This is a genomic window from Pseudomonas sp. B19(2017) (assembly GCF_002113165.1).
In the GTDB taxonomy this organism is placed as follows: Bacteria; Pseudomonadota; Gammaproteobacteria; order Pseudomonadales; family Pseudomonadaceae; genus Aquipseudomonas.
Genome location: NZ_NEJR01000002.1, coordinates 38,465 through 59,632, shown reverse-complemented (window position 1 = coordinate 59,632; position 21,168 = coordinate 38,465). Strand labels below are relative to the sequence as shown.

The 21,168-nt window shown below is 62.3% G+C and carries 20 protein-coding genes and 5 pseudogenes; 12 read left to right on the top strand and 13 right to left on the bottom strand.

All coding sequences use genetic code 11. The annotated features are described in order from the left end of the window. The first annotated feature begins 223 nt into the window (after positions 1-223). Entirely contained in the window at positions 224-1,165 is a 942-nt protein-coding gene (locus CAF70_RS03255; protein WP_085622554.1) for a helix-turn-helix domain-containing protein, read from the top strand. A gap of 202 nt (positions 1,166-1,367) precedes the next feature. Here CAF70_RS03255 and CAF70_RS03250 read toward each other — a convergent pair whose 3' ends face one another. From CAF70_RS03250 to CAF70_RS03240, 3 genes are read right to left on the bottom strand one after another with little or no spacing between them, the layout of a single operon-like run. Beyond that, a complete protein-coding gene (locus CAF70_RS03250; RefSeq protein ID WP_085622556.1) occupies positions 1,368-2,606 on the bottom strand; it encodes a DUF4010 domain-containing protein in 1,239 nt (412 codons plus the stop codon). After that, positions 2,585-3,412: a helix-turn-helix domain-containing protein gene (locus tag CAF70_RS03245; RefSeq protein ID WP_085622708.1), complete on the bottom strand. Its 828-nt coding sequence runs from the start codon at positions 3,410-3,412 to the stop codon at positions 2,585-2,587. The genes CAF70_RS03250 and CAF70_RS03245 overlap by 22 nt, the downstream gene beginning before the upstream one ends. Positions 3,413-3,414: 2 nt before the next feature. Continuing rightward, positions 3,415-3,624, bottom strand: coding sequence for a hypothetical protein (locus CAF70_RS03240; RefSeq protein WP_085622558.1), 210 nt, complete (start codon positions 3,622-3,624; stop codon positions 3,415-3,417). Positions 3,625-3,980: 356 nt separating this feature from the next. On the opposite strand from CAF70_RS03240, the gene CAF70_RS03235 reads away from it, so the two are divergent. Then, positions 3,981-4,907: a universal stress protein gene (locus CAF70_RS03235; RefSeq protein ID WP_085622560.1), complete on the top strand. Its 927-nt coding sequence runs from the start codon at positions 3,981-3,983 to the stop codon at positions 4,905-4,907. Between the two features lie 29 nt (positions 4,908-4,936). On the opposite strand, the gene CAF70_RS03230 is transcribed toward CAF70_RS03235, so the two are convergent. Then, positions 4,937-5,485 (bottom strand): GNAT family N-acetyltransferase, encoded by a 549-nt coding sequence (locus CAF70_RS03230; RefSeq protein WP_085622562.1) that lies wholly within the window; start codon positions 5,483-5,485, stop codon positions 4,937-4,939. 184 nt (positions 5,486-5,669) lie between these two features. On the opposite strand from CAF70_RS03230, the gene CAF70_RS03225 reads away from it, so the two are divergent. From CAF70_RS03225 to CAF70_RS03210, 4 genes are all read left to right on the top strand, one after another. Further along, entirely contained in the window at positions 5,670-6,584 is a 915-nt protein-coding gene (locus tag CAF70_RS03225) for a universal stress protein (protein ID WP_085622563.1), read from the top strand. A 2-nt stretch (positions 6,585-6,586) separates the two neighbouring features. Further along, the gene (locus CAF70_RS03220) at positions 6,587-7,954 is read left to right on the top strand and encodes an MBL fold metallo-hydrolase RNA specificity domain-containing protein (protein ID WP_085622565.1); all 1,368 of its coding nucleotides are present in this window, start codon (positions 6,587-6,589) and stop codon (positions 7,952-7,954) included. Between the two features lie 20 nt (positions 7,955-7,974). After that, positions 7,975-8,619, top strand: a complete 645-nt coding sequence (locus tag CAF70_RS03215; protein ID WP_256573257.1) for a hypothetical protein — start codon at positions 7,975-7,977, stop codon at positions 8,617-8,619. 63 nt (positions 8,620-8,682) lie between these two features. Then, the gene (locus CAF70_RS03210; protein WP_085622569.1) at positions 8,683-9,378 is read left to right on the top strand and encodes a phosphoribosyltransferase; all 696 of its coding nucleotides are present in this window, start codon (positions 8,683-8,685) and stop codon (positions 9,376-9,378) included. On the opposite strand, the pseudogene CAF70_RS03205 reads toward CAF70_RS03210, so the two are convergent. Together CAF70_RS03205 and CAF70_RS03200 are read right to left on the bottom strand one after the other, a co-directional pair. Next, positions 9,360-9,806, bottom strand: a pseudogene (locus tag CAF70_RS03205) (erythromycin esterase family protein); the annotation flags it as partial. The gene CAF70_RS03210 and the pseudogene CAF70_RS03205 overlap by 19 nt on opposite strands. Positions 9,807-9,891: 85 nt before the next feature. Further along, complete coding sequence (locus CAF70_RS03200) at positions 9,892-10,461, bottom strand: GNAT family N-acetyltransferase (protein WP_085622571.1); 570 nt, start codon at positions 10,459-10,461, stop codon at positions 9,892-9,894. Positions 10,462-10,641: 180 nt separating this feature from the next. On the opposite strand from CAF70_RS03200, the pseudogene CAF70_RS03195 reads away from it, so the two are divergent. Continuing rightward, a pseudogene (locus tag CAF70_RS03195) lies at positions 10,642-10,984 on the top strand (cyclic nucleotide-binding domain-containing protein); the annotation flags it as partial. 242 nt (positions 10,985-11,226) lie between these two features. On the opposite strand, the gene CAF70_RS03190 reads toward CAF70_RS03195, so the two are convergent. From CAF70_RS03190 to CAF70_RS27800, 3 genes and pseudogenes are all read right to left on the bottom strand, one after another. Next, positions 11,227-11,652 carry a potassium channel family protein gene (locus tag CAF70_RS03190; RefSeq protein ID WP_085622573.1) on the bottom strand — a complete coding sequence of 142 codons (426 nt, stop codon included), beginning with the start codon at positions 11,650-11,652 and terminating at the stop codon, positions 11,227-11,229. Positions 11,653-11,680: 28 nt separating this feature from the next. After that, positions 11,681-11,887 (bottom strand): annotated as a pseudogene (locus tag CAF70_RS03185) (cell division protein FtsH); the annotation flags it as partial. Positions 11,888-11,939: 52 nt separating this feature from the next. Further along, a pseudogene (locus CAF70_RS27800) lies at positions 11,940-12,179 on the bottom strand (DUF2252 family protein); the annotation flags it as partial. 481 nt (positions 12,180-12,660) lie between these two features. On the opposite strand from CAF70_RS27800, the gene CAF70_RS03175 reads away from it, so the two are divergent. Both CAF70_RS03175 and CAF70_RS03170 read left to right on the top strand, forming a co-directional pair. Then, a complete protein-coding gene (locus CAF70_RS03175) occupies positions 12,661-13,098 on the top strand; it encodes a YeeE/YedE family protein (RefSeq protein ID WP_085622577.1) in 438 nt (145 codons plus the stop codon). 1 nt (position 13,099) lies between these two features. Continuing rightward, positions 13,100-13,528, top strand: a complete 429-nt coding sequence (locus tag CAF70_RS03170; RefSeq protein WP_085622579.1) for a DUF6691 family protein — start codon at positions 13,100-13,102, stop codon at positions 13,526-13,528. A 78-nt stretch (positions 13,529-13,606) separates the two neighbouring features. On the opposite strand, the pseudogene CAF70_RS03165 reads toward CAF70_RS03170, so the two are convergent. Then, positions 13,607-13,880, bottom strand: a pseudogene (locus CAF70_RS03165) (electron transfer flavoprotein subunit beta/FixA family protein); the annotation flags it as partial. 293 nt (positions 13,881-14,173) lie between these two features. On the opposite strand from CAF70_RS03165, the gene CAF70_RS03160 reads away from it, so the two are divergent. Together CAF70_RS03160 and CAF70_RS03155 are read left to right on the top strand one after the other, a co-directional pair. Beyond that, on the top strand, positions 14,174-14,749 hold the full coding sequence (locus CAF70_RS03160; protein WP_085622581.1) for an NAD(P)H-dependent oxidoreductase: 576 nt from the start codon (positions 14,174-14,176) through the stop codon (positions 14,747-14,749). Between the two features lie 72 nt (positions 14,750-14,821). Next, on the top strand, positions 14,822-15,196 hold the full coding sequence (locus CAF70_RS03155; RefSeq protein ID WP_085622583.1) for a MerR family transcriptional regulator: 375 nt from the start codon (positions 14,822-14,824) through the stop codon (positions 15,194-15,196). Positions 15,197-15,533: 337 nt separating this feature from the next. On the opposite strand, the gene CAF70_RS03150 is transcribed toward CAF70_RS03155, so the two are convergent. The 3 genes from CAF70_RS03150 to CAF70_RS03140 form a co-directional block, all read right to left on the bottom strand. Further along, on the bottom strand, positions 15,534-16,892 hold the full coding sequence (locus CAF70_RS03150) for an MFS transporter (protein ID WP_085622585.1): 1,359 nt from the start codon (positions 16,890-16,892) through the stop codon (positions 15,534-15,536). Between the two features lie 56 nt (positions 16,893-16,948). Then, positions 16,949-18,019, bottom strand: a complete 1,071-nt coding sequence (locus CAF70_RS03145) for a C45 family peptidase (protein ID WP_085622587.1) — start codon at positions 18,017-18,019, stop codon at positions 16,949-16,951. 237 nt (positions 18,020-18,256) lie between these two features. Beyond that, positions 18,257-19,168: a LysR family transcriptional regulator gene (locus CAF70_RS03140; RefSeq protein WP_085622589.1), complete on the bottom strand. Its 912-nt coding sequence runs from the start codon at positions 19,166-19,168 to the stop codon at positions 18,257-18,259. Between the two features lie 243 nt (positions 19,169-19,411). Here CAF70_RS03140 and CAF70_RS03135 point away from each other — a divergent pair, with 243 nt between their 5' ends. Continuing rightward, positions 19,412-21,133 (top strand): amidohydrolase, encoded by a 1,722-nt coding sequence (locus tag CAF70_RS03135; RefSeq protein WP_085622591.1) that lies wholly within the window; start codon positions 19,412-19,414, stop codon positions 21,131-21,133. Positions 21,134-21,168 lie beyond the last annotated feature (35 nt).

Here is a 21,168-nt window from a genome sequence, read left to right as displayed (position 1 = left end):
CACCCGCTCGAGCACGACCCAAGAGGGTGCGGCGCACCACGCAAATCAGGGCTTTTGCCCCGAAACGGGGAGGGGCGTTGAGGCTGTTGACAGGGCCGCGCAGATGAAATCAAGCAGTAGACACTCTCGCGCCAACGCAAGCCGCTGGCGTGTTTATTGCCTGTCCCACCCACGGTAACAGTGCCCCGTTTTCTCCCGTTGTTGCATCAAGGTGAGCGCCATCATGGCTGAGACCTACCAGTATTCCACCCTTGCCGTTTCACCCGCTCGCCGCTTTGACTACTGGCGAGAAGTGGTCTGCCGCCATTGCCTGTCGGCAGACAGCAAACCCTCGTCGCAGAGCGATTTCGAGGGTGCGCTTCAGGTCAACGGAATTGGCCCCCTGGACATCACCACCCTGTCGTCGCCGCTGCACCATTGGGTGCGCGCAGAGCAGCATTTGCGCAGCGACCCCGCCGACGATATCTGGCTCGGGTTCACCCTCGACGGCCACGGCGAAATTGAACAACACACCCGCAAAGCTAGCCTCAGCGCCGGCAGTTTGTTTCTTTATGACGCAACCCAACCGTTCCGCTTCAGCCTCGGTGGTACCGAAAACCACCTGATCCGCATTCCCCGCCCACTGCTCGCTCAACGCCTGCCCCGGATCGGTGATTCCACCGCACTGGTGCTGGACGAAGCCCGCCCCGGCGTGATCCCGCTGCGGCAAATGATCGTTCAGGCGGCCAGTTCGGAGGCGCTGCTGCAGGATGAAGGGATCTCCCGGCGCTTCTCCCACACCATCATTGATTTACTGGTGCTCAGCCTGGAGTTGCAGGACCTGAAGACCACCCATCAAGAGCTGGATTTGTATGAGCGGATCATGAACTACATTCAGCAGCATTTAACCGAGCCAGAGCTGTCGATCGAAACGATTGCGTTGGCGCACCATGTGTCAACGCGCACGGTGACCCGGGCGTTTGCGCGGCATCAGAAGTCGCCAGTCGCAGAAATTTGGAAGGAGCGGCTGACTGCTAGCCGCGTGGCGATCGAGTGTGGGCATGTAAGGAGTGTTTCGCAGGCGGCGCTGGAGTTCGGGTTTTCGGATTTTTCGCATTTTAGTCATGCGTTTCGGAAGGCATTTGGGGTGGCACCACGTACATTGCTGCGAAGAAGTGGAGGGTGACCATGGTCGCCATCTGTTTTCTGGTGGGGTGTTTAGAAATACTGCTGAAAATCATTTGCCCAGCGCTCGTGCCACGCGAGCGACTGAGGCAACTGGGGTGGCAGTAAGCGCCTGCGGGGACTCATTGCGCTGTGCAGTTCGATAATCAATTCCATTGCGAGCTTTTAATCTACCATTAGAAGCCTTGGTCACCCTGCACAGCTTATGCGAGCAATCCTAACCACATAGCACTGAGTATCACGAACTGCGCCGGAATCACGTATCGCGCAAAACCGTAGCCGCCATTGGTGAACGCCAGCACGCATTTGGTTAGCGTGTTTGCCGTCAACGCCATCATGCCCGGAATGACAAGATCAGCCAGTCCAATCCGGCCAGCGACGACCAGCGCGGCCATCGAAGCAGTCGCTGCGTGGGCATCGCCCAGCCCGGCGACGAAGGCTGCGATGTTCACACCGTTTTGGCCCAGATGCTGAAGGAGAAAGGCCGAGAGCAGTGCGATGCCGGTCAGGGCAAGGGTGATGATCAGGGCCGTCCAGAGGCTGAAGGCTCCCTCGCTTTGATACGCTGTCGCATTGCCCGAGGCTGTGCGCCAAGGGGCCAGCAGCAATAGCCCATACGTCATGGTAACCAGGACGCCAAGCCCGATCGATACCATGAACGGGCTCAGCAGGCGCCTGTCGACGACACCCAGTACGAGAGCGAACTGGCTGATGCTTGCGAGGTTGGACAGTACGGCCGCAGCGGCATAAGGCCTGATTGCCGTCCCTCGTTGCCTGGCCTGGTGAGCCAGCAACGCAATGGTCGCCGAGCCGGAGGCAAAGCCCGATGCTATGGCGCTCAAGGGCAGGCCATACCTGGGGCCCAGCAACCGTAGGGCGATATGGCCCAAGGCGCCGACGGTCATCAGCAAGACCACCAGCGTGCAGATCGTGCGTGGGTTGAGGACCTGGTAGGGCCCTACGAAGCGATCCGGCGTCAACGGCAGCACCACTAACGCCACCGTCAGTAACATCAGGCCGTCGCGCAGTTCCTGCTCGCTCAGTTGCTGCAGCACGAAATGATGCAGCTGACGGCGCAGCGCTAACAGCAAGGTCAGTACAACGCCTGCCGCTGTGGCGAGTTCGGGTTGATCGAGGCTCAGCGCGCCCAGAGTCAGCACCAGCAGCAGGGCGATTTCGCTTGTGACTTCCGGGTCCTTGTCGGCATGTTTGCGGTAATGCATGCAAAGCATCAGCACCAGGCCCAGGCTCGCCACCCCGACCAGCATCGCGCCCCCCAGCATTATGCTGACATAGCCCAGCAGGGCGGTGATGGCAAAGGTTCTGAGCCCGGCGGCTGCGTGGTCTTCGTTTCGGCCTTTCTTGCGTTCACGCTCAAGCCCGACAAGCATGCCGATACCCAGGGCCACCGCGCCATGGCCTACATTGACGGTGTCGAGCATGGTGCCTTCGGGTTGTCCTTGCTTACGCCGTCACCGCCGCCTTGTTGGAGCGCCATCAGTGCAGGCATGTCGAGTATCTCCACCAGCCTGCCGTGCATGCTGACGATGTGCAGTGCACGTAGGCGAGCGACGGAACGGCAAACGGTTTCCAGGCGCAGGCCCAGGTACGAGGCCATGTCCTCGCGGGACATGCGCAACATGAAGCCATGGGCAGAGTAACCGCGGCTGACGAAGCGCCTGGACAGCCCCACCAGGAAGCTGGCCAGGCGCTGCTCGGCGGTGAGGTTGCACAGCATCAGCACGCGCTCGTGTTCACGTACGATCTCCCGGCTCATCAAGCGGTTCAGGCTTTGCTGCAGGACCGGAAAGTCGCGCGCCAGGGTTTGCAGGCGGCGGTAGGGCACCGGGCAGACTTCGCTGTCTTCCAGGGCAATGGCGTCGCAGACATGGTGCTCGGTGGCAATGGCATCGAGGCCGAGCACGTCGCCCGGCATCCAGAAATTGATCACCACGCCCTGGCCTTCGACGGTGTTGAGGCTGGACTTGAAGCTGCCGCAGCGCACCGCATAGAGCATGGTGAGTGGGTCATTGGCATTGAACAGCGCGGCGCCCCTGCGAATACGCATGCGTGGACCTATCAGGGCGCCCAGGCAGCTGTTGTCGTGAAGGGGCAAGCCGGTGGGCAGGCACAGGCCGCTGACGCGGCAATCCCTGCACAGGGTCGACAGCGGTTTCAGGTGAATCGGGGTTGCCGCCTGCGATGCCTCGGAGTGGTCGAGCAGCATGACCTTGAGTTGGCCGGACATCATCAGCACTCCTTCGCGTATCGACGTTCGGCCGGCCCGCTACGGGGGGGACAATTGGCCAGCTTGTCGAAGGAGTGGGGGGCGTTGAGGCGGGCAAGCAATCGCTCTACAAACTGTTCCGCCTCAGCGGACGAGGTGAAGCTTACCCGGCAGTCATCCAGGTGTACCCACCAGCGGTTGTGTTCGGTGTTTTTCTCGACGTAGACGTTCATCGGAGCCTCCAAAGCCTGCATCAGCAAGACAACTGCGTGACAGTGCAAAACGAAGGCGTCCCTGCCGACAGCGGGCCGAGGGCGGAGATGAGTTTATCCTCGCCCACGATACGGTTCTTCTCAACGAAAACTGCTGCATTCATGAGCGCGATGGCACGTCTCCCGAGGCATTGCGTGATTGTTCTTGATCCAGGGTCAGCGTGCGCCGGATTTGCCAGGAATCATTGATCCGCATCAAGTTTGCACAGGGGCCGAATCGCCGTTCGTCTGTACGCTGCGTGAGTTGACAAACATCAAGCCGCACGTACGCCGGGGGCAGATGATCGAAACACGCTTCCCAACCGCAGAGGTGTGCCATGGACAACCCGCAAAGACTCTTGATGATCGCATCGCCCCTGATGCGCCGAACCCCGGTCTATGACCGCGCTGCAGCATTGGCCAAGGCCAAGGGCATGGCCTTGCACATCGTCGCTTTCGACTATGTCGAAGGGCTGGCCACTGCGGGCCTGGTCAATGACCAGGCACTGGCGGTGATGCGCGATGGCTATGTGCGGCAGCACCGCGAGTGGCTGGAAAGCCAGGCGCAACCGATGCGGCGTACTGGCCTCACGGTCACCACCGAAGTAGTCTGGGTGCAGCATCCGCTCAACGAGATCCTGGTGCATTTGCGCGAGCAACCCTTCGCCATGCTGATCAAGGAGTTCGAGCACGAGCCCTGGTGGATGCGCGCCATGTTCACGTCGCTGGATATCCAGTTGTTGCGCGATACGCGCATACCGTTGCACCTGGTACACAAAGCCAGCCACGCCTTGCCGCGCAGGATACTGGCGGCCGTCGACCTGTCCAGGCCCGAAGACCAGTATGAAGGCTTCAATGACCAGATCATCAGCGAGGCACTGAAACTGGCCGTGCAGTGCAACGCCCAGATCGACTTGCTCTACGTCTACGACCTGGGGTCGATGTACCTGGACGCCGGCGGTAGTCGCGAGCATTCGTTCGTATTCGACTCCAACCTCGCCCAGACCCTTCACGAAGCCCAGAGTGAGGCCTTCCAGGCACTGGCCGAGCGCAATGGCATCGCCAGCGAGCACCGCCACATGCACATGGGCGACCCGGCCAAGGTCCTGGGATTGTTCATGGACAGCCATGACATCGACGTGCTGGTGATGGGCAGTTATCACCACCATGGCATCGGCTGGTTCATTGGCAGCACTGCCGAGCGTGTCATGTACCGGTTGTCCAGCAGTGTGCTGGTGATCTCGCCCGAGCATTCACAGGGGTAACCGTACAAGGCCCGTCAGGGCCTTGTCGCTCAGGCGCTGAGGTCCAGCTCGTGGACGATTTCGCTGACATCGCCCCCCAGGTAGCGTGAGGTGAAACCCAGCGCCTTGGTCAGCCGGTGCATGGCGTAGTTGTTCGCCAGGTCCCGGGAGACCATGCACTGGTAGCCATTGCGCCGTGCCGCGTCGATCAGGTGCTGCAACAGGCGCTTGCCCAGGCCTTTGCGCTGCCAGTCTTCGCTGACCGCCACCGCGCATTCGCAGCTCAGGCTGCCCGCTATGCTGGCGTAGCGGCTGACGCCCACCTGGCGCAACTTGCCGTCCACGTGGACGAGTGCGACATAGGCCGTACGCTGATGCTGATCGACCGGCATCCACCGTGGGTCGAGACTGGGCATTGCGCCGCTGAGCCCGGCGATGAAGCGAAAGCGCCTGGCTTCGTAGGCGATCGTGCTCAGGAAGCGCTTGTCCCGTTCGTAGTCTTCTTCGCGCAGCGGGCGGATCAGCACGGCTGAACCGTCGTCAAGCGTTTCGACCCAGTGCTCACAGGCTTGTGCCTGTTCAGTTTGCTGCCCGCTCATGCTGCCTCCCGGTGACCTGATCAGTGCCTGGTGCAGCCGTTGTAACGTGACCAAGCGGTTCGGTTCTGACAATGGTCAAGTTCAGCGCAGATGGCAGTTTTCTGATCTGCATCAAGCGCCATCGAGGCGGTGAGCGGAACATCGCCTGCATCACACCCCAGTGGCGCAAGCCCGGAGGTTCATCATGGGTCAATACCGACAACTGCTGGTGCTGCTCACCGAGGTCGATGCGCATTCCGCCGCGCTGCGCAGGGCCCTGGCCCTGGCGCACGTCAGTGGCGCCAGCTTGCATGTGCTGGGGCTGTTCGAACCGAGTGAGGAGCACTTGCTGCGTGAGGAGCGGCTCAATGAAGCCGACCTCAAGCGCCAGTACGAACACTATCGGGCCAGGCTGACCGCCTTGGTCGAACGGCATCGCGGCAGTGGCATCACGCTGACGGTCGACACCCTGAATGCAGACGATATCCGCAGCATGGCCATCGACTACATCAATGAACTGCAGCCCGACATGGTCATCAAGGACAGCGAAACCGCCTCGGCCCTGGCGCGGCTGTTCAGTACGCCGCTGGACTGCGCCTTGATGCGGGGGTTCAAGGGCATCACGCAGTTTGTGCCGAAGTCGTCCGTCACGCTGCCCCGGTGTGTTCTGGTTGCCGTGGATACCGCGTTCAGCGAAACACCCGCTGTGCAGGAGCACTTCAACCGTGGGCTCATCCGCGCCGCCCAGGCGCTGGCCCTGCAGTGTGATGCGCCGTTGCACCTGTTGTCTGCTTACAACCTGGCCGGGGTGTTTGCCGCGGACATGAATGTGACCCAGGCCTGGATCGACGAGATGCGCGAAGCGCTTCAGGAGCCATTCGACGCCTTGGCAGACGCCGAGGGCGTCGCGCCCGAGCGTCGGCACTTCATGGAAGGCGGGCCGGTACAGGTGATCCGCGAGCAGGTGGCCGCACTGGATATCGATGCGCTGGTGATGGGCATCGTGCAGCCCAAAGGGCTGGACAAGCTGCTGGGCGATACCACCGAGCGAATTGTCGGCCACCCGCCCTGCAGCGTCCTCGCAGTACACCCTGACGTGGCCGAAACCTGGGAGCCATAGCTATGCAACTGACCTTTCTTGGCGGTACAGGCACCGTGACCGGCAGCAAGTTCCTGTTGACCCGCGACAGCACGCGCGTGCTGGTTGACTGCGGGCTGTTCCAGGGCTTCAAGCAATTGCGCCTGCGCAACTGGGAGCCGCTGCCACCGGCCCTGCGCGCCCTCGATGCAGTGGTGCTGACCCACGCCCACCTTGACCATAGCGGTTATCTTCCGGTGCTGGCGCGTGAGGGCTACAGCGGGCCAATCTACGCCACCCCGGCGACCTGTGCCCTGGCAGAAATCTTGCTGTTGGACAGTGCGCGCTTGCAGGAAGAGCAGGCCGAGCATGCCAACCGCCACGGCTACTCCAAGCACACGCCAGCGCGCCCGCTCTATACCGAGCAGGATGCGAAACGGGCCCTGGCACTGTTGCACCCCGTGGCGTTGCATCAGCCGTTGCCGATCGCCGACGGCATGGAGCTGCTGATGCGCACCGCCGGGCATATCCTGGGCGCGGCAACGGTGCAGATCAGTGCCGAAGGCCAGACCGTGCTGTTCTCGGGTGACCTGGGCCGCCCTCAGGACCCGATCATGCGCGCGCCTGAACTGGTCAGGACGGCGGACGTGCTTTTGATCGAGTCGACGTACGGTGATCGCCAGCACCCTGACGAATCGACCGCGCAGTACCTGGCCAAGGTCATCAATGAAACGCTGCTGCGCCATGGCATCACCCTGGTGCCATCGTTTGCCGTCGGCCGCGCCCAGCTGCTGATGTATTACCTGTACACGCTCAAGCGCGACCGGCTGATCCCGGATATCCCGGTCTACCTGAACAGCCCTATGGCCACCGACGCAACCGCCCTCTACCAGCAGTACCGCAGCGAACATCGGCTGTCGGCGGCCGAGTGCGCCGCCATGTGCCATGGCACGCATATCGTGCGAACGGTCGATGAGTCCAGGCACCTTGACCAGCTGCGCGAACCTGCGGTGATCATTGCCGCCAGTGGCATGGCTACTGGTGGCCGGGTGCTGCACCACCTCAAGGCGCTGGCCCCCAACCCGCGCAACAGCATCCTGTTCTCGGGCTTTCAGGCCGGCGGCACGCGGGGGGCCGATATCGTCGCCGGTGCTCACAGCGTGCGCTTGCAAGGCGAAGATGTGCCGATAAGGGCGCAGGTGCATGCCATGGAGAATCTTTCCGCGCATGCCGATGCCGACGAAATCATGGAGTGGTTGCGCGGGTTCACCCGGCCGCCTCGGCAGACCTACGTCATTCATGGCGAGCCGCACGCCGCCGACACCTTGCGACGGCGCATCAGTCTCGAACTTGGCTGGCAGGTTTGCGTGCCGGAGTATCAGGAAACCGTCGCCATCGACCCTGTGCGCTAGCCGGGTGCGGGAGGTGAATCATGAGTACGCAAGCAAGGGCCAAACTGCGGGCCTGGTTGCACAGGCCCAGGGGCAGCCTGGGTTGGATCGTGACTATCGTCGCTTTACTCGTCGCCGCGTCCGTCTATCGCGCCTTGAGCGCGAGCTGGCGCATGCCCATGCGCGATCCGGCGGTGCTCCTGAGCCTGCTGGCGTTGAGTGTGGCGCTGGGGTGGGCGGTGCAGCGGGGCGTCAAACGCACGGTCGGCAAGGCCATTTTCAATGGCCAGGAGACGGGTTGGCAGGCCAGGCTGGCGTTGCTCCGTTCAATCACCCAGGAATCGAACAGGTTGATGAGTGTGTTGCTGCTCCTGATCCTGCTCGGTGCTGGCACTGTGTGGCTGGCGGGGCGCTCCGTGGCGCAGATCGTGGAAAATTGCACGGCCAACCTGCAGGCCCAGGTCGATGTACCCGAGGATGAGAAGCTTGCGGCGCTGGTCGGCAAACCCGTGTGCACGTGCATGGCTCAGACCTTTCTGGAGCGCAATGGGGTGCTGCGCCTGGCCCTGTTCGAAACGCCCCTGCAGGAGGTGAGCGGCCTGAAGGCGCTGACCCCCGCGGATGAGCAGCGTTGCCTCGCGCAGTTCGACCTGTTGCCCGAGGAGGGGCGTGCAGCCACGCCTTGAAACCCTCACTGACCTCATCGGATGCTGCAATGACAGGCGCCCATCGCGGCGCGGGAGGTATTCATGTCCCATGATCTTGCCTTGCCAACCTTGTTTGTCGACCGTAGCCAGGCTGGACGTTGCCTGGTCGAGCCACTGGCCCGCTACGCTGGCAGGCCCGACGTGATCGTGCTCGCACTGCCGCGTGGTGGTGTTCCGGTGGCCTACGAAGTCGCGACCGCCCTGAACGTGCGCCTGGACCTGCTGGTGGTGCGCAAGCTCGGCATGCCGTTTCACCCCGAGTTCGCCATGGGGGCGATAGCCAGCGGCGGAGTCACTTTCCTCAATGACGACATGCTGCGGGCCTATCCGGTAGATCCCGCGTTGTTCGACGCCGTGGTTGCCAGGGAAACCGAGGAGCTGGCCCGGCGCGAGCGGGCCTACCGGGGAGGGCGGCCAGCCCTGCAACTCAAGGACCAGGTGGTGATTCTCATCGATGACGGCCTGGCGACCGGGGCCACGATGAGGGCAGCTATCCAGGCTGCGCGCGCTCAGTCACCGGCGCGGATCGTGGTAGCCATCCCGGTCGCACCGCCAGAGACGCTCGAAGCGCTGTACGGTGAAGTGGATGAGCTGGTGTGCCCGCTGGTCCCCGAGCGGATGGTTTCGGTGGGTTACTGGTATCAGGATTTCCCGCAGACGTCGGATGAGCAAGTGCTGGCGCTGCTGCACGCTGCTGAGCTCGGCGAGCCTCGTACCTCTCAAACACCAAACGGATAGGTTTTGTCCTCAGGCTCAAGATGCTGTTGTTTCGGCAAGGGCAGGGCAGTCACTGGCTGGGTCTGCTCGAACCAGAGCAGCGTATCGAACTGCTCGGCCAGCACCGCTTCGAAGTAGTGGCTCAGCCGTTCGCTCTCGGGGCGATAGATGACGCCGATGGCGCGTTCGAGCAGCGCCGTGGACAACACATGGCGCAGCTCCTTGCGCTGTGGATCGCGCCAGTCGCTAAGGCAGGCTGGCACGCCTGCGAGGCGGAACTGGTGCTCCCAGCTGTCGCTTCGCGAAGGGCGGATTTCCTTGATCCGCATGTCGCCGTCACAGTCATCGGCGGCGGCCACTTGGCCGCGGTCGGTGGCCATGCCGATAAGCACCGCGTCATGCCCGAAAGCGCTGCGGCAAAGCTGGCCGATGTTGAACTGGTTTTTCCATCAATTTCTTCGAAGGGCCGTTCATGGGGATACTTCCATAGTCGGGCCGCCGCGCCTTGACCCGTCAGGGTGCGGCGGCCCAGGGTCAGATCAGGGAGAGCCGGTGAATGACTTGGCTAGGGTCATCCGGGTCAGCGGCGGTGGTGAACCCCGCCGCCTTGGCCAGATCGCGCATCGCCTGGTTGGCTGCCGCGTCGATCGAATACATCTGCCGCAAGCCCTTGGCCCGGGCATGGTCGGTCAGGTGCTTGAGCAGCAGGCGCCCCAAACCATGGTGCTGCCAGCTGTCCATGACGGTGACGGCGCATTCGCACTCATCCTTGCCGCTGGCGGTGGCGTAGCGGGAAATGCCCACTTCCTGCAATTCGCCATCCACGTGGGCGAGGGCGACGTAGGCCGCCTGGCGATCCTGATCGACCTTCATCAACTGGTCGAGCAAGGCCTCACCGGGCTCTCTGAGCTGGCACAGGAAGCGGAAATGCCGCGACTCGGGGGACAGCCGTTCGATGAAGGCTTTTTCGCGTTCCCGGTCCTGGGCCTGCAAGGGCCTGATCAACACGTGAACGCCGTTATCAAGGGCTTCGATCCAGTATTCACCCGAAGGTTTGGGAAACGAAGGCGTTGTGTGCACACGGGAAGTCTCGGTAGGCGCCATGGCGATGTCCTCTGTGTCGAATGAACAAGGAAGTCCAGTTTCGGCACCGGGGCCCGCGCTGACTTGATCGTTATCAATTGCTTCACGCGAGCGTCCGACCCTTGGTCGGACCGACCGCTAACTTTAGAGGGGCCACTAACTTGAATAGATGAGCACCTGCAAAAAAGCGGAGGCATGGTCATGTCGGGCGCTGCGGAAATTGGGGGCAAGGCCCCATGTGAAGTGCCTTGTGTGCTCGTTGAGCCGCCTTTGCCTGCCCGCCAGCCTCAGTGCTGACGAAGTGGACAAACTGGAGCGAATCGTCCGCCGTAACCGCCCGTTGAAGAGGGGTGAGTACCTGTTCAAGACCAATGAGCCCATGGAGCACGTATTTGCCCTGCGCTCCGGGGCCATCAAGAATTTTCTGCTCGATACCGAGGGCACCGAACGGGTGAGCGGCTTCATCCTGCCGGGGGAAATGCTGGGGCTGGACGCTATTGGTGCCAGTCATTACCGAAGCTATGCCATGGCCTTGGAAATCTCCTCGCTGCATGGCTGGCTGCCAAGGGCCAGGCGCACCGAATTGCTGGATGCCCGAGCCCGGCAACGTTTGCAGCAAGCGGACGCTGGCACCACCCTCGCGGCTCATGGCTGCCTCGCATTGTAATTATGTCTTGCTGATATCAGCCTAGGCCCTGACCATCGTGGCACTTTGATCAGGATCAAAGCGGCAGGCGACAGCGAGGTCAAAGTGATTGTTAACGCGGGGGTGTCCCATTGCGACTTTTACTTGGCCTTCCAGTACTTCTGCATTTCGAGGAACAGGAATGAGGCGGTCCAGGTGATCAGCACCAGGCCCGTCAAGGCCTGCAGGCCGGTGAGGTATTTCAGATGGCCGGTCGGCGCGATATCGCCGAAGCCTATCGTGGTATAGGTGGTGAAGGAAAAATACACGCAGTCCAGCAAACTCCCGTCGAAATTGCCGCTGAGCGTGCCCCAGCCTGGGGCATGCGCCATCAGGTAATAGGCCAGGGCAAAGCACCACACCTCCAGGGCGTGCGCCAGCAGTGCGCCGAATACACCCGCCGCGATGCGAAAACGGCTCCAGACCTTGAGCTGTGGTAGCCAGTCATTCAGGCGCAGCAGGCATTCGTAGTGAATGATCACCACCAGGATCACAACCAGCATGTTGATCAGTGTCACAGAGAGCATGGCGGGTACCCTGGCCAGGATTGACGGTTCATTTGCTGACATCGACCAACACATAGGTGGCGGGCTCATTGGCCTGCGGTTGCGAGGCCGGGAATTCTTCGGGGGTGATGGTCTCCTTGGCCAGCAACAGACGCGCGCCTGCGTCCAGGTCGTTGCGGCGCTGCTCCAGCAAAGCCCGCGCCTGGCCATAGGCTTCTTCGAGTAAGCCGCGGACAGCGAGGTCGATCTCGCGCGCACGCCATGGCGAGCTGCCGGGCTAGCTTGCTGTCAAGCCGGTTGTCCAGGGACGCGACGGCAAAACTTACCGCCAACCGTTTGATGTCCCACTCCCACGGGGCAGGCAGCGTCTCGTCGAAATCGTTGATATCAAAGATCAGGTTGCGCTCAGGGGTGGCGAACAAGCCGAAGTTCAGCAGATGGCAATCGCCGCAGGCCTGAACACGGATGCCGGTGCAGGGGAGTGTGGCGAGGTCGCGCGCCATCAAGCCTGCCGAGCCGCGCAGGAAGGTAAAAGGGCTGCGAAGCATGCGACCATAACGCACCGGTACCAGCTCCGGATGCCGGTGACGGTTGGACTGCTCCAGCAATTGCACAGGGTCGCGGTGTTTCGAAGTGGTTTTCCATACCCCATGTGCAGACCGCGGCACGCTGTCGCGCAACTGCTTGCCGGCTTCCAGCCGCTCCTTGCGCGAGTGAAACACCTTGTCTTCACGGAGGTCGTCAATGATCTCGGGTAGCGGTTTGCTCGACTGTTTTCTGGACTCAGACATATCGGCACCTTTGTCGGCAAAGGTCATGTGCAGAAGGTAGGCCTGAAGAACAACGGAACTCAGCTGAGCTGAACCGGCAATCCAGCGTCATGGAATCCTGAACAGGTCTGCAAAGTCTAGCAGCAATCATTGGCTGTCCATGGGCAGAAGCGGCGCCGCGATGGGGTGGTTCCGGTGGTTCAGGCACGGCGTTAAGATGGAGCCGGTTCAATTCTGCAGGTCGATAGGGAGCACTGAGATGTATGTTGATATGGCTGCCTTCACACCGTGGTCGGCACTGGCAGGTGGGGCACTGATCGGCCTGGCCGCCGGGCTGTTCGTGGTGGCGAACGGGCGCATTGCCGGCATCAGTGGCCTGCTCGGCTCGCTGTTGCAGCGCGAGAGGGAAGGACGAGGCGAGAAGCTGTCGTTCCTGCTGGGCATCATTGCGGCGCCACTGTTGTGGCGAGCGTTCTCGGCGATGCCGCCGGTGCATTTCAGTACGGCCCCCTGGTTGCTCATGGTCGCGGGGCTTCTGGTGGGCCTGGGTACCCGGTATGGCAGTGGCTGCACCAGTGGCCATGGGGTGTGCGGCCTGTCTCGCCTGTCCCCGCGCTCGGCAGTGGCGACGTTGTGCTTCATGGCGGCTGGCTTTGCCACGGTCTTCGTGGTTCGTCACCTATTCCCAGGAGCATGAAATGACCCGTATCAGCGCATTCATCGCGGGGTTGCTGTTCGGCATGGGGTTGCTGCTGTCGGGCATGGCGAATCCTGCCAAGGTACTGGGGTTTCTCGACCTCGCCGGGCAGTGGGACCCGTCACTGGCACTGGTCATGGTGGGAGCCATCGGTGTAGCCCTGCTGCCCATGGCCTGGGCGCGTCGACATGCTGTGGCCTTGCTCGGCGGCGCGATGCAGTTGCCTGCCCGGCGTGACATTGACGGACGGCTGGTGGGCGGCAGCCTGATCTTCGGCATCGGCTGGGGGCTGGCCGGGGTGTGCCCGGGGCCGGCCCTGGTGCTGCTGGCCGGCGGGTTCTGGCAAGGCGGGCTGTTCGTGGCTGCGATGCTGGCTGGGATGGTGTTGTTCAATGGCTTGGAAGCACTTGGCAAAAGCCGCCAGGCGTAAATAACCAATGTCCGCGCGCCCCATAATGGCCTTGGCCTTGTTTCAGCGAACGGCAACAGAGTGACAATCAGCGCCAGGCAGGCCACCGTCGATTTCACGGGTGACATTCAGCTTGTCGCCAGCGCCTTCCACCTTGGATACGAAGGTGCCTTGGGCGAAGCCGGTCAGCGCCGCCAGCATCTGGCCGGTCTGGTTGTCATCACTGTCGATGGCCTGCTTGCCGAGGATAACCAGCTGCGGCTGCTCTTTGTCGACAACGGCTTTCAGTGCCTTTGGCCACGGCCAGGATGGCGCGGTCGGCACCCGCTGCCAGGGCGGTGCGCAGCTGCTCCTGGACGGCGCCCGAGCCGACCAGCGGGGCGAATCAGGCGTAGCCGGGCTGGGAGGCGCAGGCATCGAGGTCTTCAAGGAACGCCTGCAGGATGGGCGGACGCGAAACGCTGCGGCGGGTGACCACATCCGCTTGATACGCGGTGTCACGCAACTTGACGGCGAACTGACCGACTCTGTCATGGCTGCCAACCGTGGCCACAAGCCCGTCGGTGTGCCGAATGTGCAGGCCAATATGCCCAGAGCAGCCTGAGCAGTTGACTCTCCTGTTAGGGGCAGGCTTTACCCTGCATGCCTCATGTTCAGGACGAAGTGATGATGAGCAAACGAGTACTAGTGGTGCTGGGGCACCCGTCAAGCGAGAGTTTCTGTGCAGCGTTGACCGAGAGTTATGTCGAGGCGGCCAGAAGTGCCGGCCATGATGTAAGGGTGTTACGGCTTGATGCTTTGAGCTTTGACCCGGTACTACGCAATGGCTACCGGCAAGCGCAGCCTCTGGAACCCGATTTGCTCAGGGCCCAGGCCGACATCACCTGGGCCGAGCACCTAGCCTTTATCTACCCCATTTGGTGGGGCGGTATCCCTGCATTGATGAAAGGCTTTTTCGATCGCGTGTTCCTGCCCGGTTTCGCGTTTCAGTATAGGGCAGGCAAGGCTTTCCCCGAGCAACTGCTCAAGGGGCGAACGGCGCATCTGCTGGTGACGATGGATACACCGCCGTGGTACTACCGCTGGGTGTATCGCATGCCTGGCCTTCACCAGGTGCGCAAAACCACGTTGCAGTTCTGCGGTATCAGACCGCTGCGTACCTTGATGTTCGGGCCGCTGCTCGGCTCCAGCGCGCGGCGGCGTGGAGCCTGGCTCGAACTGGCACGAGGCATCGCCAGCTGACCTGCGGCTATGTGGTTCCCGAACCGCTGGCGCCATGCAATGATGCCCCGCTCCCTTATGAAAAGGACATTCATGTACATCGGCAAAGCCGCCCAACTGTCGGGCACCACGGTCAAGACCATCCGCCACTACGAAGCGATTGGCCTGCTGCCGCCGCCCGAGCGCCAGGGGCAGTACCGCGTTTACAATCAGCAGAGTGTCGAGCTGCTGACGTTCATCAAATGCGCGCAGCAGTTGGGTTTCAAACTGAAAGAATTGCAGGCGATTCTGCTGAGGCATCAGGGTGCTGATTTGCCGTGGGAGTTGGCGGGCAAGGCCATTGCCGACAAGAAACGTGAAGTGCTGGGGCAAATCACTGGGCTGCAACAGTTATACGCTGGGCTAGAGGCGTTTGAAGCAAGCCTTGAAGGTGCCAGGCATCAGTGCGGGCTTAAGCGTCTGCCATAAGCAACGAAACGAGTTGCTGGCTTCGATCTGAATGCGATCGCCGCAGGAGCGGGTTTGACCCGCCAATACGGGCGTAAAAACATCAACCGTATACGAATCCGCTCAGCCGTGTAGGGCTGAGAGGCAGCTATGAGTCGATAGCTGCCGGTCGCGAATGACCGTTTTCGACCCATTGCGGACATTCGCTGAGCCAAGACGATGGGTAGACCAAGCTTACACCTGGCCGGCACGCATGTCGGGAGGGCTGCCTTAAGCATTACGCGGGTAAAGAGCGAAGGCAGCTTCTGTAGCTCACGATCAACTTCGACTCGGACGCCTCCTATCCAGAAATACACATTCAACTATTTTTTCGCCAACGCGTACTGGTTCCGCACCAGCTCGCTCCCCCTGCAACACTATCAGGTTCATCGTCGATTTCCGCCATGCTCAGTCGCGATGTTTCGGGCAACAACAACGAGCACAACGCGACTAATGCCAGCGCGCCAGCTCCATACAACGCCACGCCTAGCGGATTGTGGTCAGTGAAGATAAGGATTGCAGTGGCGATGCTAGATGCCGTGCCGCCGCCCAGTGCTGCACCGATCTGATAGCTGGCCGAGATTCCCGAGTACCGCATATTGCGCGGGAACTGCTCCCCCAGAAACGATGGTATGGGACCTTGGGTTGCGCCCATCAGCAGACCGGTCAAGCTGTAGGCGAACAGGGCAATACCGAAGCTCATCATGCCTACCAGTTCGAAGAAGATGAACAGCCCGAGCGCCATAACCACAGCACCGAACACCATCACCGTGCGCCGACCCAGACGGTCAGACAGGTAGCCGAACAGCGGCGCGGAGAACACGATGGCGATCGACAAGGTAAGGTCGAACATCAACGCCTGGGTGCTGCCGAAGCCCACCTGGGTAGCGTAGGTCAGGAAGAAGGTGCTGCCGATATAGGCGATGGTGCAGTAGCCAAAGGCGATCCCGGTGCACAGCAGCAGCTGGCGTGGACGCTGCCGCAAGGCATCGGCCATCGGTGCGCGGACCGTCTTCAGCGTGGGGGCGGGGACCGGTACCGCAGCTTTCAGGCGCGCATACAGGCCGATCAGCACCAGCGTGCCACCGAGCCAGAAGGGGATGCGCCAGGCAAAGTCCACCAGGTTGTCGTTGAAGGCGGCACTGACGATGGCGAACACCGCAGCGCCAAGGATGCCACCGACGCCGATGCCCATGCTCGTGAAGCTGCCCCACAACCCTCGCCTGCCCGGCGGCGCCGACTCGATGCCGAACAGCGCGGCACCGCCCCATTCGCCACCGGCGGCAAAGCCTTGGATCAGGCGCAACAGCACAAGAAGGATCGGGGCAGCGACGCCGATACTGGCATGGCTTGGCAAGCAACCGATGAGGAAGGTGCTCAGGCCCATGAGCAGCAAGGTCGCGACCAGCACCTTTTGGCGGCCGATGCGGTCACCGTAGTGGCCGAACACCAAACCGCCCAGCGGACGGGCGAAGAAGCCGGCGCCAAAGGCGCTGAAGGCCACCAAGGTCGCGGTCAGGTGGTCCATTTGCGGGAAGAACACTTGGGGAAATACCAGCGCAGCCGCAGTGCCGTAGATGATGAAGTCATAGAACTCCAGCGCAGTGCCCATGCCGGAGACGCAGAAGGTCCGCAGCGCAGACCGGGACGACGCAGGGTTGGAATGTTCCGCATGCATTGTTGTTGTTCTCATTGTCAGCGGGTGCCGCCCTATTCAAGTGGCACCGGGTGGGCTCAGAAACGCTCAAAGCCAGCCTTGGCCAGTTGCAGCGGCGTGCCCGCTACGTATTCCAGCGCGCCGCGCTCGGTATCGATCCCGACGCTCAGCAGGGTTTCCCAACGTTCGGTATCGGGCATGGCCATGTCCGGGTGGAAGCAGATCGGTGCGCTGTCGCCTTGCGCGCCGCACATGGCTTCGGCACGGACGCGCAGATCGGCGCTGCCCATCTGGCCGATCACCTGCTCCAGGTGCCCCAGACGACACTGGGTGTCGGCGCGGTCGGCGACCTGTTCGCCCAGGCTCAGCTGCGGGTCGAGGAAGTGGTTGGTGTGCAGCAACCAGCCGTCTTCACGCGGTAGCACCAGCGCCGTGCACTCAGGGCTTAGCTCGATGCTGACGGCGCGCGGGCTGCTGTCCTCGCGGGAGAACACGGTGAGCACGGTGGAGGCGCTGACCCGCGCCGAACGGGCCAGTTCGATGGCTTCCTCGACACTGCTGGCGTCTTCGAGCAGACGGCGGGCAATCGCGTGTACTGGCACCCCCCCGCTGTCGTTGTCGCTAGTGTGATGGAGGATATTGAAATGCAGGCCCAGACCTGAGCTGTTCACCCCCAGCTTGGCGAGCATGCCGAATTCGCAGAACAGCTTGACGTTCATGCCACGCTCGGTGTGCAGCGCCAGCATCAGGCCGTGAGGGCAGAGGCTGTCGTGCCAGTCCCAGGTCTGCAGGGTCTGCGGCGCACGCGGGCCGCGCGGCGCATGCACAGTGGTGGAACATTCGCTGTGACGGGTGCGCGCCGCCAGCACCTCGGTACGGGCGTTCAGGCTTGCCAGCTGCCACAACGGCAGGTCGGCGCCGCTGGCCAGACCGATCACCTCGGCCGCCAGGTTCGGGCTCCAGGCTTCCAGGGCGGCCAGGCTGTTTTCACCGATGCGCTGCGCCTCACGCAGGGACACGCCCACCCGGGGGAAGAAGTCCAGGTACAGCTGGGTGGTATGGCGGATCTGCTCGGCGAAGCGCTCGCCGATCTGACGACCACGTTCGGCGGGCGTGCGGATATCGGTGACTAGGGTGTGGATCTTCACTGCGGGGAACTCCTGGTACAGCAGGCTCGAGGCATCGTTGCTGTTCTGGAAAGAGTGAGGCAGCCTCTCCCCCTGTTACATGTACCTGCGTGAGAGTGACAGGGCAATGGACAGGGCACGAAGTGGCAGCTGTGTTCAAGCAACCACCGCTAGCCTAACGAGCCACTCCCGGACGATCATCGCCACAACCCGCACAACTTTTGTGCCTGAGTGGAACAACTGAATCCCGCGGCTTGGTTACAGCCCCTGGCTGCGCAGTTGCTCGTGCAGCAAGGCGATGAAGGCCTGCACCTTGCGCGTGTTGCGCCGATGGGGCAGGTACAGCACGTGCACCCAGGGCCCGAAGGCACTCAACGCCCGCCAGTAGTCGGGCAGCACTTCCACCAGTTGCCCCTTGGCCAAATAGGGCGCGGCGCACCAGGTGGGCACGAACTGCAGGCCATGACCATCGAGCAGGCAGGCAAGCAGGAAGTCGAAGTTGTCGCTCACCAGTCGAGGCGTGGGCTGGCGCACGCGCAAGGTCTGGCCCTCGTGCTCGACCCACCAGAAGCTGCGATTGAGCAGAGGATGGCGCAGCAGCAACCAGTCGTGCTGGGCGTAATTCTCCAAGGTGATGGCTTTGCCACGCCGGGCCAGGTAGTCGGGGCTGGCGCAGAGGATCACGCGGTTTTCGATCAGCGGCTGGGCGATCAGCTCGGGCTGGTCTGTGGGGCCGTCGCGCAGCGACAGGTCGTAACCGCCGTCGATCAGGTCTTCGTTGGCGTCGTTGAGGTTCACCTCCAGGCGCACCTGCGTGTGTTCGCGCATGAAGCGAAAGCACACCTGGTTGAGAAACGCCGGGCCGAACGACGGCGGCGCGGTGATGCGCAAGGTGCCACGTAGTTCGTGCTGCAACTGCTCCACTTCCTCGGTCACCAGTTGCAGGTGCATCAAGGCCTGGCGCGCTCCTTCCAGGTACAGGCTGCCGGCCTCGGTGAGCGCCATGCGCCGGGTGGTGCGCTCGAACAGGCGCACCCCAAGTTCGGCCTCCAGGTGGGCGACGGCCTTGGTGATGGCCGAAGGCGTCTTGCCCAATTGCTCGGCCGCACGACTGAAGCTGCCGTGTTCGGCGGCGGCGACGAAGATGGTCAGGGCCGTCATTTTGTCCATGGTTTCTTCCTGTTCGGCACAAGCGAGGGATTGGAGAGAGTGCGCGAAGATCTACGCCTTTCCATCAAGCCTGCAAAAAGCGCGGATTTGAATAGGCGTCGAGCGGCGTGTGCCTTGCACCATGGCAATGATAGGCAAGGGATTGTTTCCCGATCGCGAAAAAAGTTGTGCCTATCGCCGCATTTAACCGGCCTTGCGCGTTGGCTAGGCTGCGGCGCAATCACAACAAGAACGAGGCACCGAATGAAGCACCTCCTGAAGATGGCGATCAGCGCGGGCCTGGCCTGCACTTCCCTGCACAGCTTCGCGGCAGTGGACGTGATCTTTCACAACGCCAAGGTCTACACCGCCGAGCCAGGCCAACCGCTGCAGCAAGCGGTGGCGGTCGAGGGCGAGAAGATCGTTGCCGTGGGATCCGACCAGGCCGTGCTGGGCCTGAAGGCCGAGGGCACTCAGGTCATCGACCTGCGCGGCAAGGTGCTGATGCCAGGCATGCTCGACTCCCACTCCCATGCCATCAAAGGGGGCCTGCAACTGGAGCTGGCCAACCTGATGGGCGAGCAGATCCCCCTAGATGAACTGGAGCAACGCCTGCGTGGGTGGCAAAAAGATGGCAAGGCCGTGCGTGGCGAGTTCCTTACCGTCGGCGGCGTACCGGGCACCTACTGGGATGACATCCCGGCTCTGGAGCAGCGTTTCAACCATGGCGAATGGGCCGACCAGCCGATTCTGCTGGCCGCCAACGACATGCACACCGGCTGGGCCAACCAGGCCCTGCTCAAGCGTGCCAAGATCGACGCCAAGACCATCGCGGCGTTGCCCACCGAAGCACGCAGCACCATTGGCCAGCATCAGGACGGCACGCCCAACGGCTTTCTGGCCGACGCCAGCTACTACCCGGTGACCGACCTGCTGCCGCCGCTGTCCCACGACACCCTGATGACCGCCGGGCGCATGGCCCTGGCCTACTCCAAGCAGCTGGGCATCACCGGCTGGATGGACCCGCTGGCCAACGAGCTGCCCGGCGCGGATGTGAAGAACGACTCGCTGGGCGTGCTGCCGGTCTACAAGGACCTTTCCGAACGAGGTGAACTGACAGCGCACATCGCCGCACTGCTGATGACCGACTCCAAGGCCCGCCCAGCCGACCTGGATGAGCTGGACAAGGTACGCCAGCAGTTCCTCGGTGTACGCAATCTCACCCTGCCCGGCATCAAAGTGTTCGCCGACGGCGTTGCCGAAATGCCAGCGCAAAGCGCGGCGATGCTTGAGCCCTACAAAAACTCCGGCCAACGCGGTGAACTGCTGCTGGATCCGAAGCACTTCGGTGAACTGGTCGATGCCGCCGATGCCCGTGGCTGGCTGGTTCATGTGCATGCCATCGGCGATCGCGCCGTGCGCGAGGCACTCAACGGCGTAGAACAGGCCCGACGCGCGCGACACAGTGGTGTCCCGCACTCGATCACACACTTACAGATGGTCAGCGCCCAGGACTATCCACGCTTCAAACAGCTCGATGTAATTGCTTCCATGCAATTGTACTGGGCCAGTGCCGACGAAACTAACGTCGACCTGGTCAAGCCGTATGTCGATGAGCATGCCTTCGCCCACAGCTACCCGGCCCACTCGCTTTACAAGGCGGGTGCGACCATCGCCGGCGCAAGCGACTGGCCGATCACGACCCCGGAGCCGTGGAAGGCGATCTACCAGGCCGTCAGCCGCAAGGGCGCCAAAGGCGTGCTCAATGCCGACGAGGCCATCGACCGCGAAACCATGTTCCAGGCCTACACCCTCAATGCCGCCCGCGCCATGCGCCTGGAGCAGCAGGTCGGCTCACTGAAGGTGGGCAAGCAGGCCGACATGATCGTCCTCGACCGAGACGTGCTCAACGTCGATCCCGAAGCGATGCGTGACACCCAGGTGCTGCAGACCTGGTTCGCCGGCAAGCAGATCTACCAGCGCTGATCGCATCGCAGAGAAACCCGCTTCCACGGACTCGA

Coding starts and splice junctions, on each gene's coding strand:
- CAF70_RS03255 (WP_085622554.1), top strand. CDS start 224: ATGGCTGAGACCTACCAGTATTCCACCCTTGCCGTTTCACCCGCTCGC.
- CAF70_RS03250 (WP_085622556.1), bottom strand. CDS start 2,606: ATGCTCGACACCGTCAATGTAGGCCATGGCGCGGTGGCCCTGGGTATC.
- CAF70_RS03245 (WP_085622708.1), bottom strand. CDS start 3,412: ATGTCCGGCCAACTCAAGGTCATGCTGCTCGACCACTCCGAGGCATCG.
- CAF70_RS03240 (WP_085622558.1), bottom strand. CDS start 3,624: ATGAACGTCTACGTCGAGAAAAACACCGAACACAACCGCTGGTGGGTA.
- CAF70_RS03235 (WP_085622560.1), top strand. CDS start 3,981: ATGGACAACCCGCAAAGACTCTTGATGATCGCATCGCCCCTGATGCGC.
- CAF70_RS03230 (WP_085622562.1), bottom strand. CDS start 5,485: ATGAGCGGGCAGCAAACTGAACAGGCACAAGCCTGTGAGCACTGGGTC.
- CAF70_RS03225 (WP_085622563.1), top strand. CDS start 5,670: ATGGGTCAATACCGACAACTGCTGGTGCTGCTCACCGAGGTCGATGCG.
- CAF70_RS03220 (WP_085622565.1), top strand. CDS start 6,587: ATGCAACTGACCTTTCTTGGCGGTACAGGCACCGTGACCGGCAGCAAG.
- CAF70_RS03215 (WP_256573257.1), top strand. CDS start 7,975: ATGAGTACGCAAGCAAGGGCCAAACTGCGGGCCTGGTTGCACAGGCCC.
- CAF70_RS03210 (WP_085622569.1), top strand. CDS start 8,683: ATGTCCCATGATCTTGCCTTGCCAACCTTGTTTGTCGACCGTAGCCAG.
- CAF70_RS03200 (WP_085622571.1), bottom strand. CDS start 10,461: ATGGCGCCTACCGAGACTTCCCGTGTGCACACAACGCCTTCGTTTCCC.
- CAF70_RS03190 (WP_085622573.1), bottom strand. CDS start 11,652: ATGCTCTCTGTGACACTGATCAACATGCTGGTTGTGATCCTGGTGGTG.
- CAF70_RS03175 (WP_085622577.1), top strand. CDS start 12,661: ATGTATGTTGATATGGCTGCCTTCACACCGTGGTCGGCACTGGCAGGT.
- CAF70_RS03170 (WP_085622579.1), top strand. CDS start 13,100: ATGACCCGTATCAGCGCATTCATCGCGGGGTTGCTGTTCGGCATGGGG.
- CAF70_RS03160 (WP_085622581.1), top strand. CDS start 14,174: ATGATGAGCAAACGAGTACTAGTGGTGCTGGGGCACCCGTCAAGCGAG.
- CAF70_RS03155 (WP_085622583.1), top strand. CDS start 14,822: ATGTACATCGGCAAAGCCGCCCAACTGTCGGGCACCACGGTCAAGACC.
- CAF70_RS03150 (WP_085622585.1), bottom strand. CDS start 16,892: ATGCATGCGGAACATTCCAACCCTGCGTCGTCCCGGTCTGCGCTGCGG.
- CAF70_RS03140 (WP_085622589.1), bottom strand. CDS start 19,168: ATGGACAAAATGACGGCCCTGACCATCTTCGTCGCCGCCGCCGAACAC.
- CAF70_RS03135 (WP_085622591.1), top strand. CDS start 19,412: ATGAAGCACCTCCTGAAGATGGCGATCAGCGCGGGCCTGGCCTGCACT.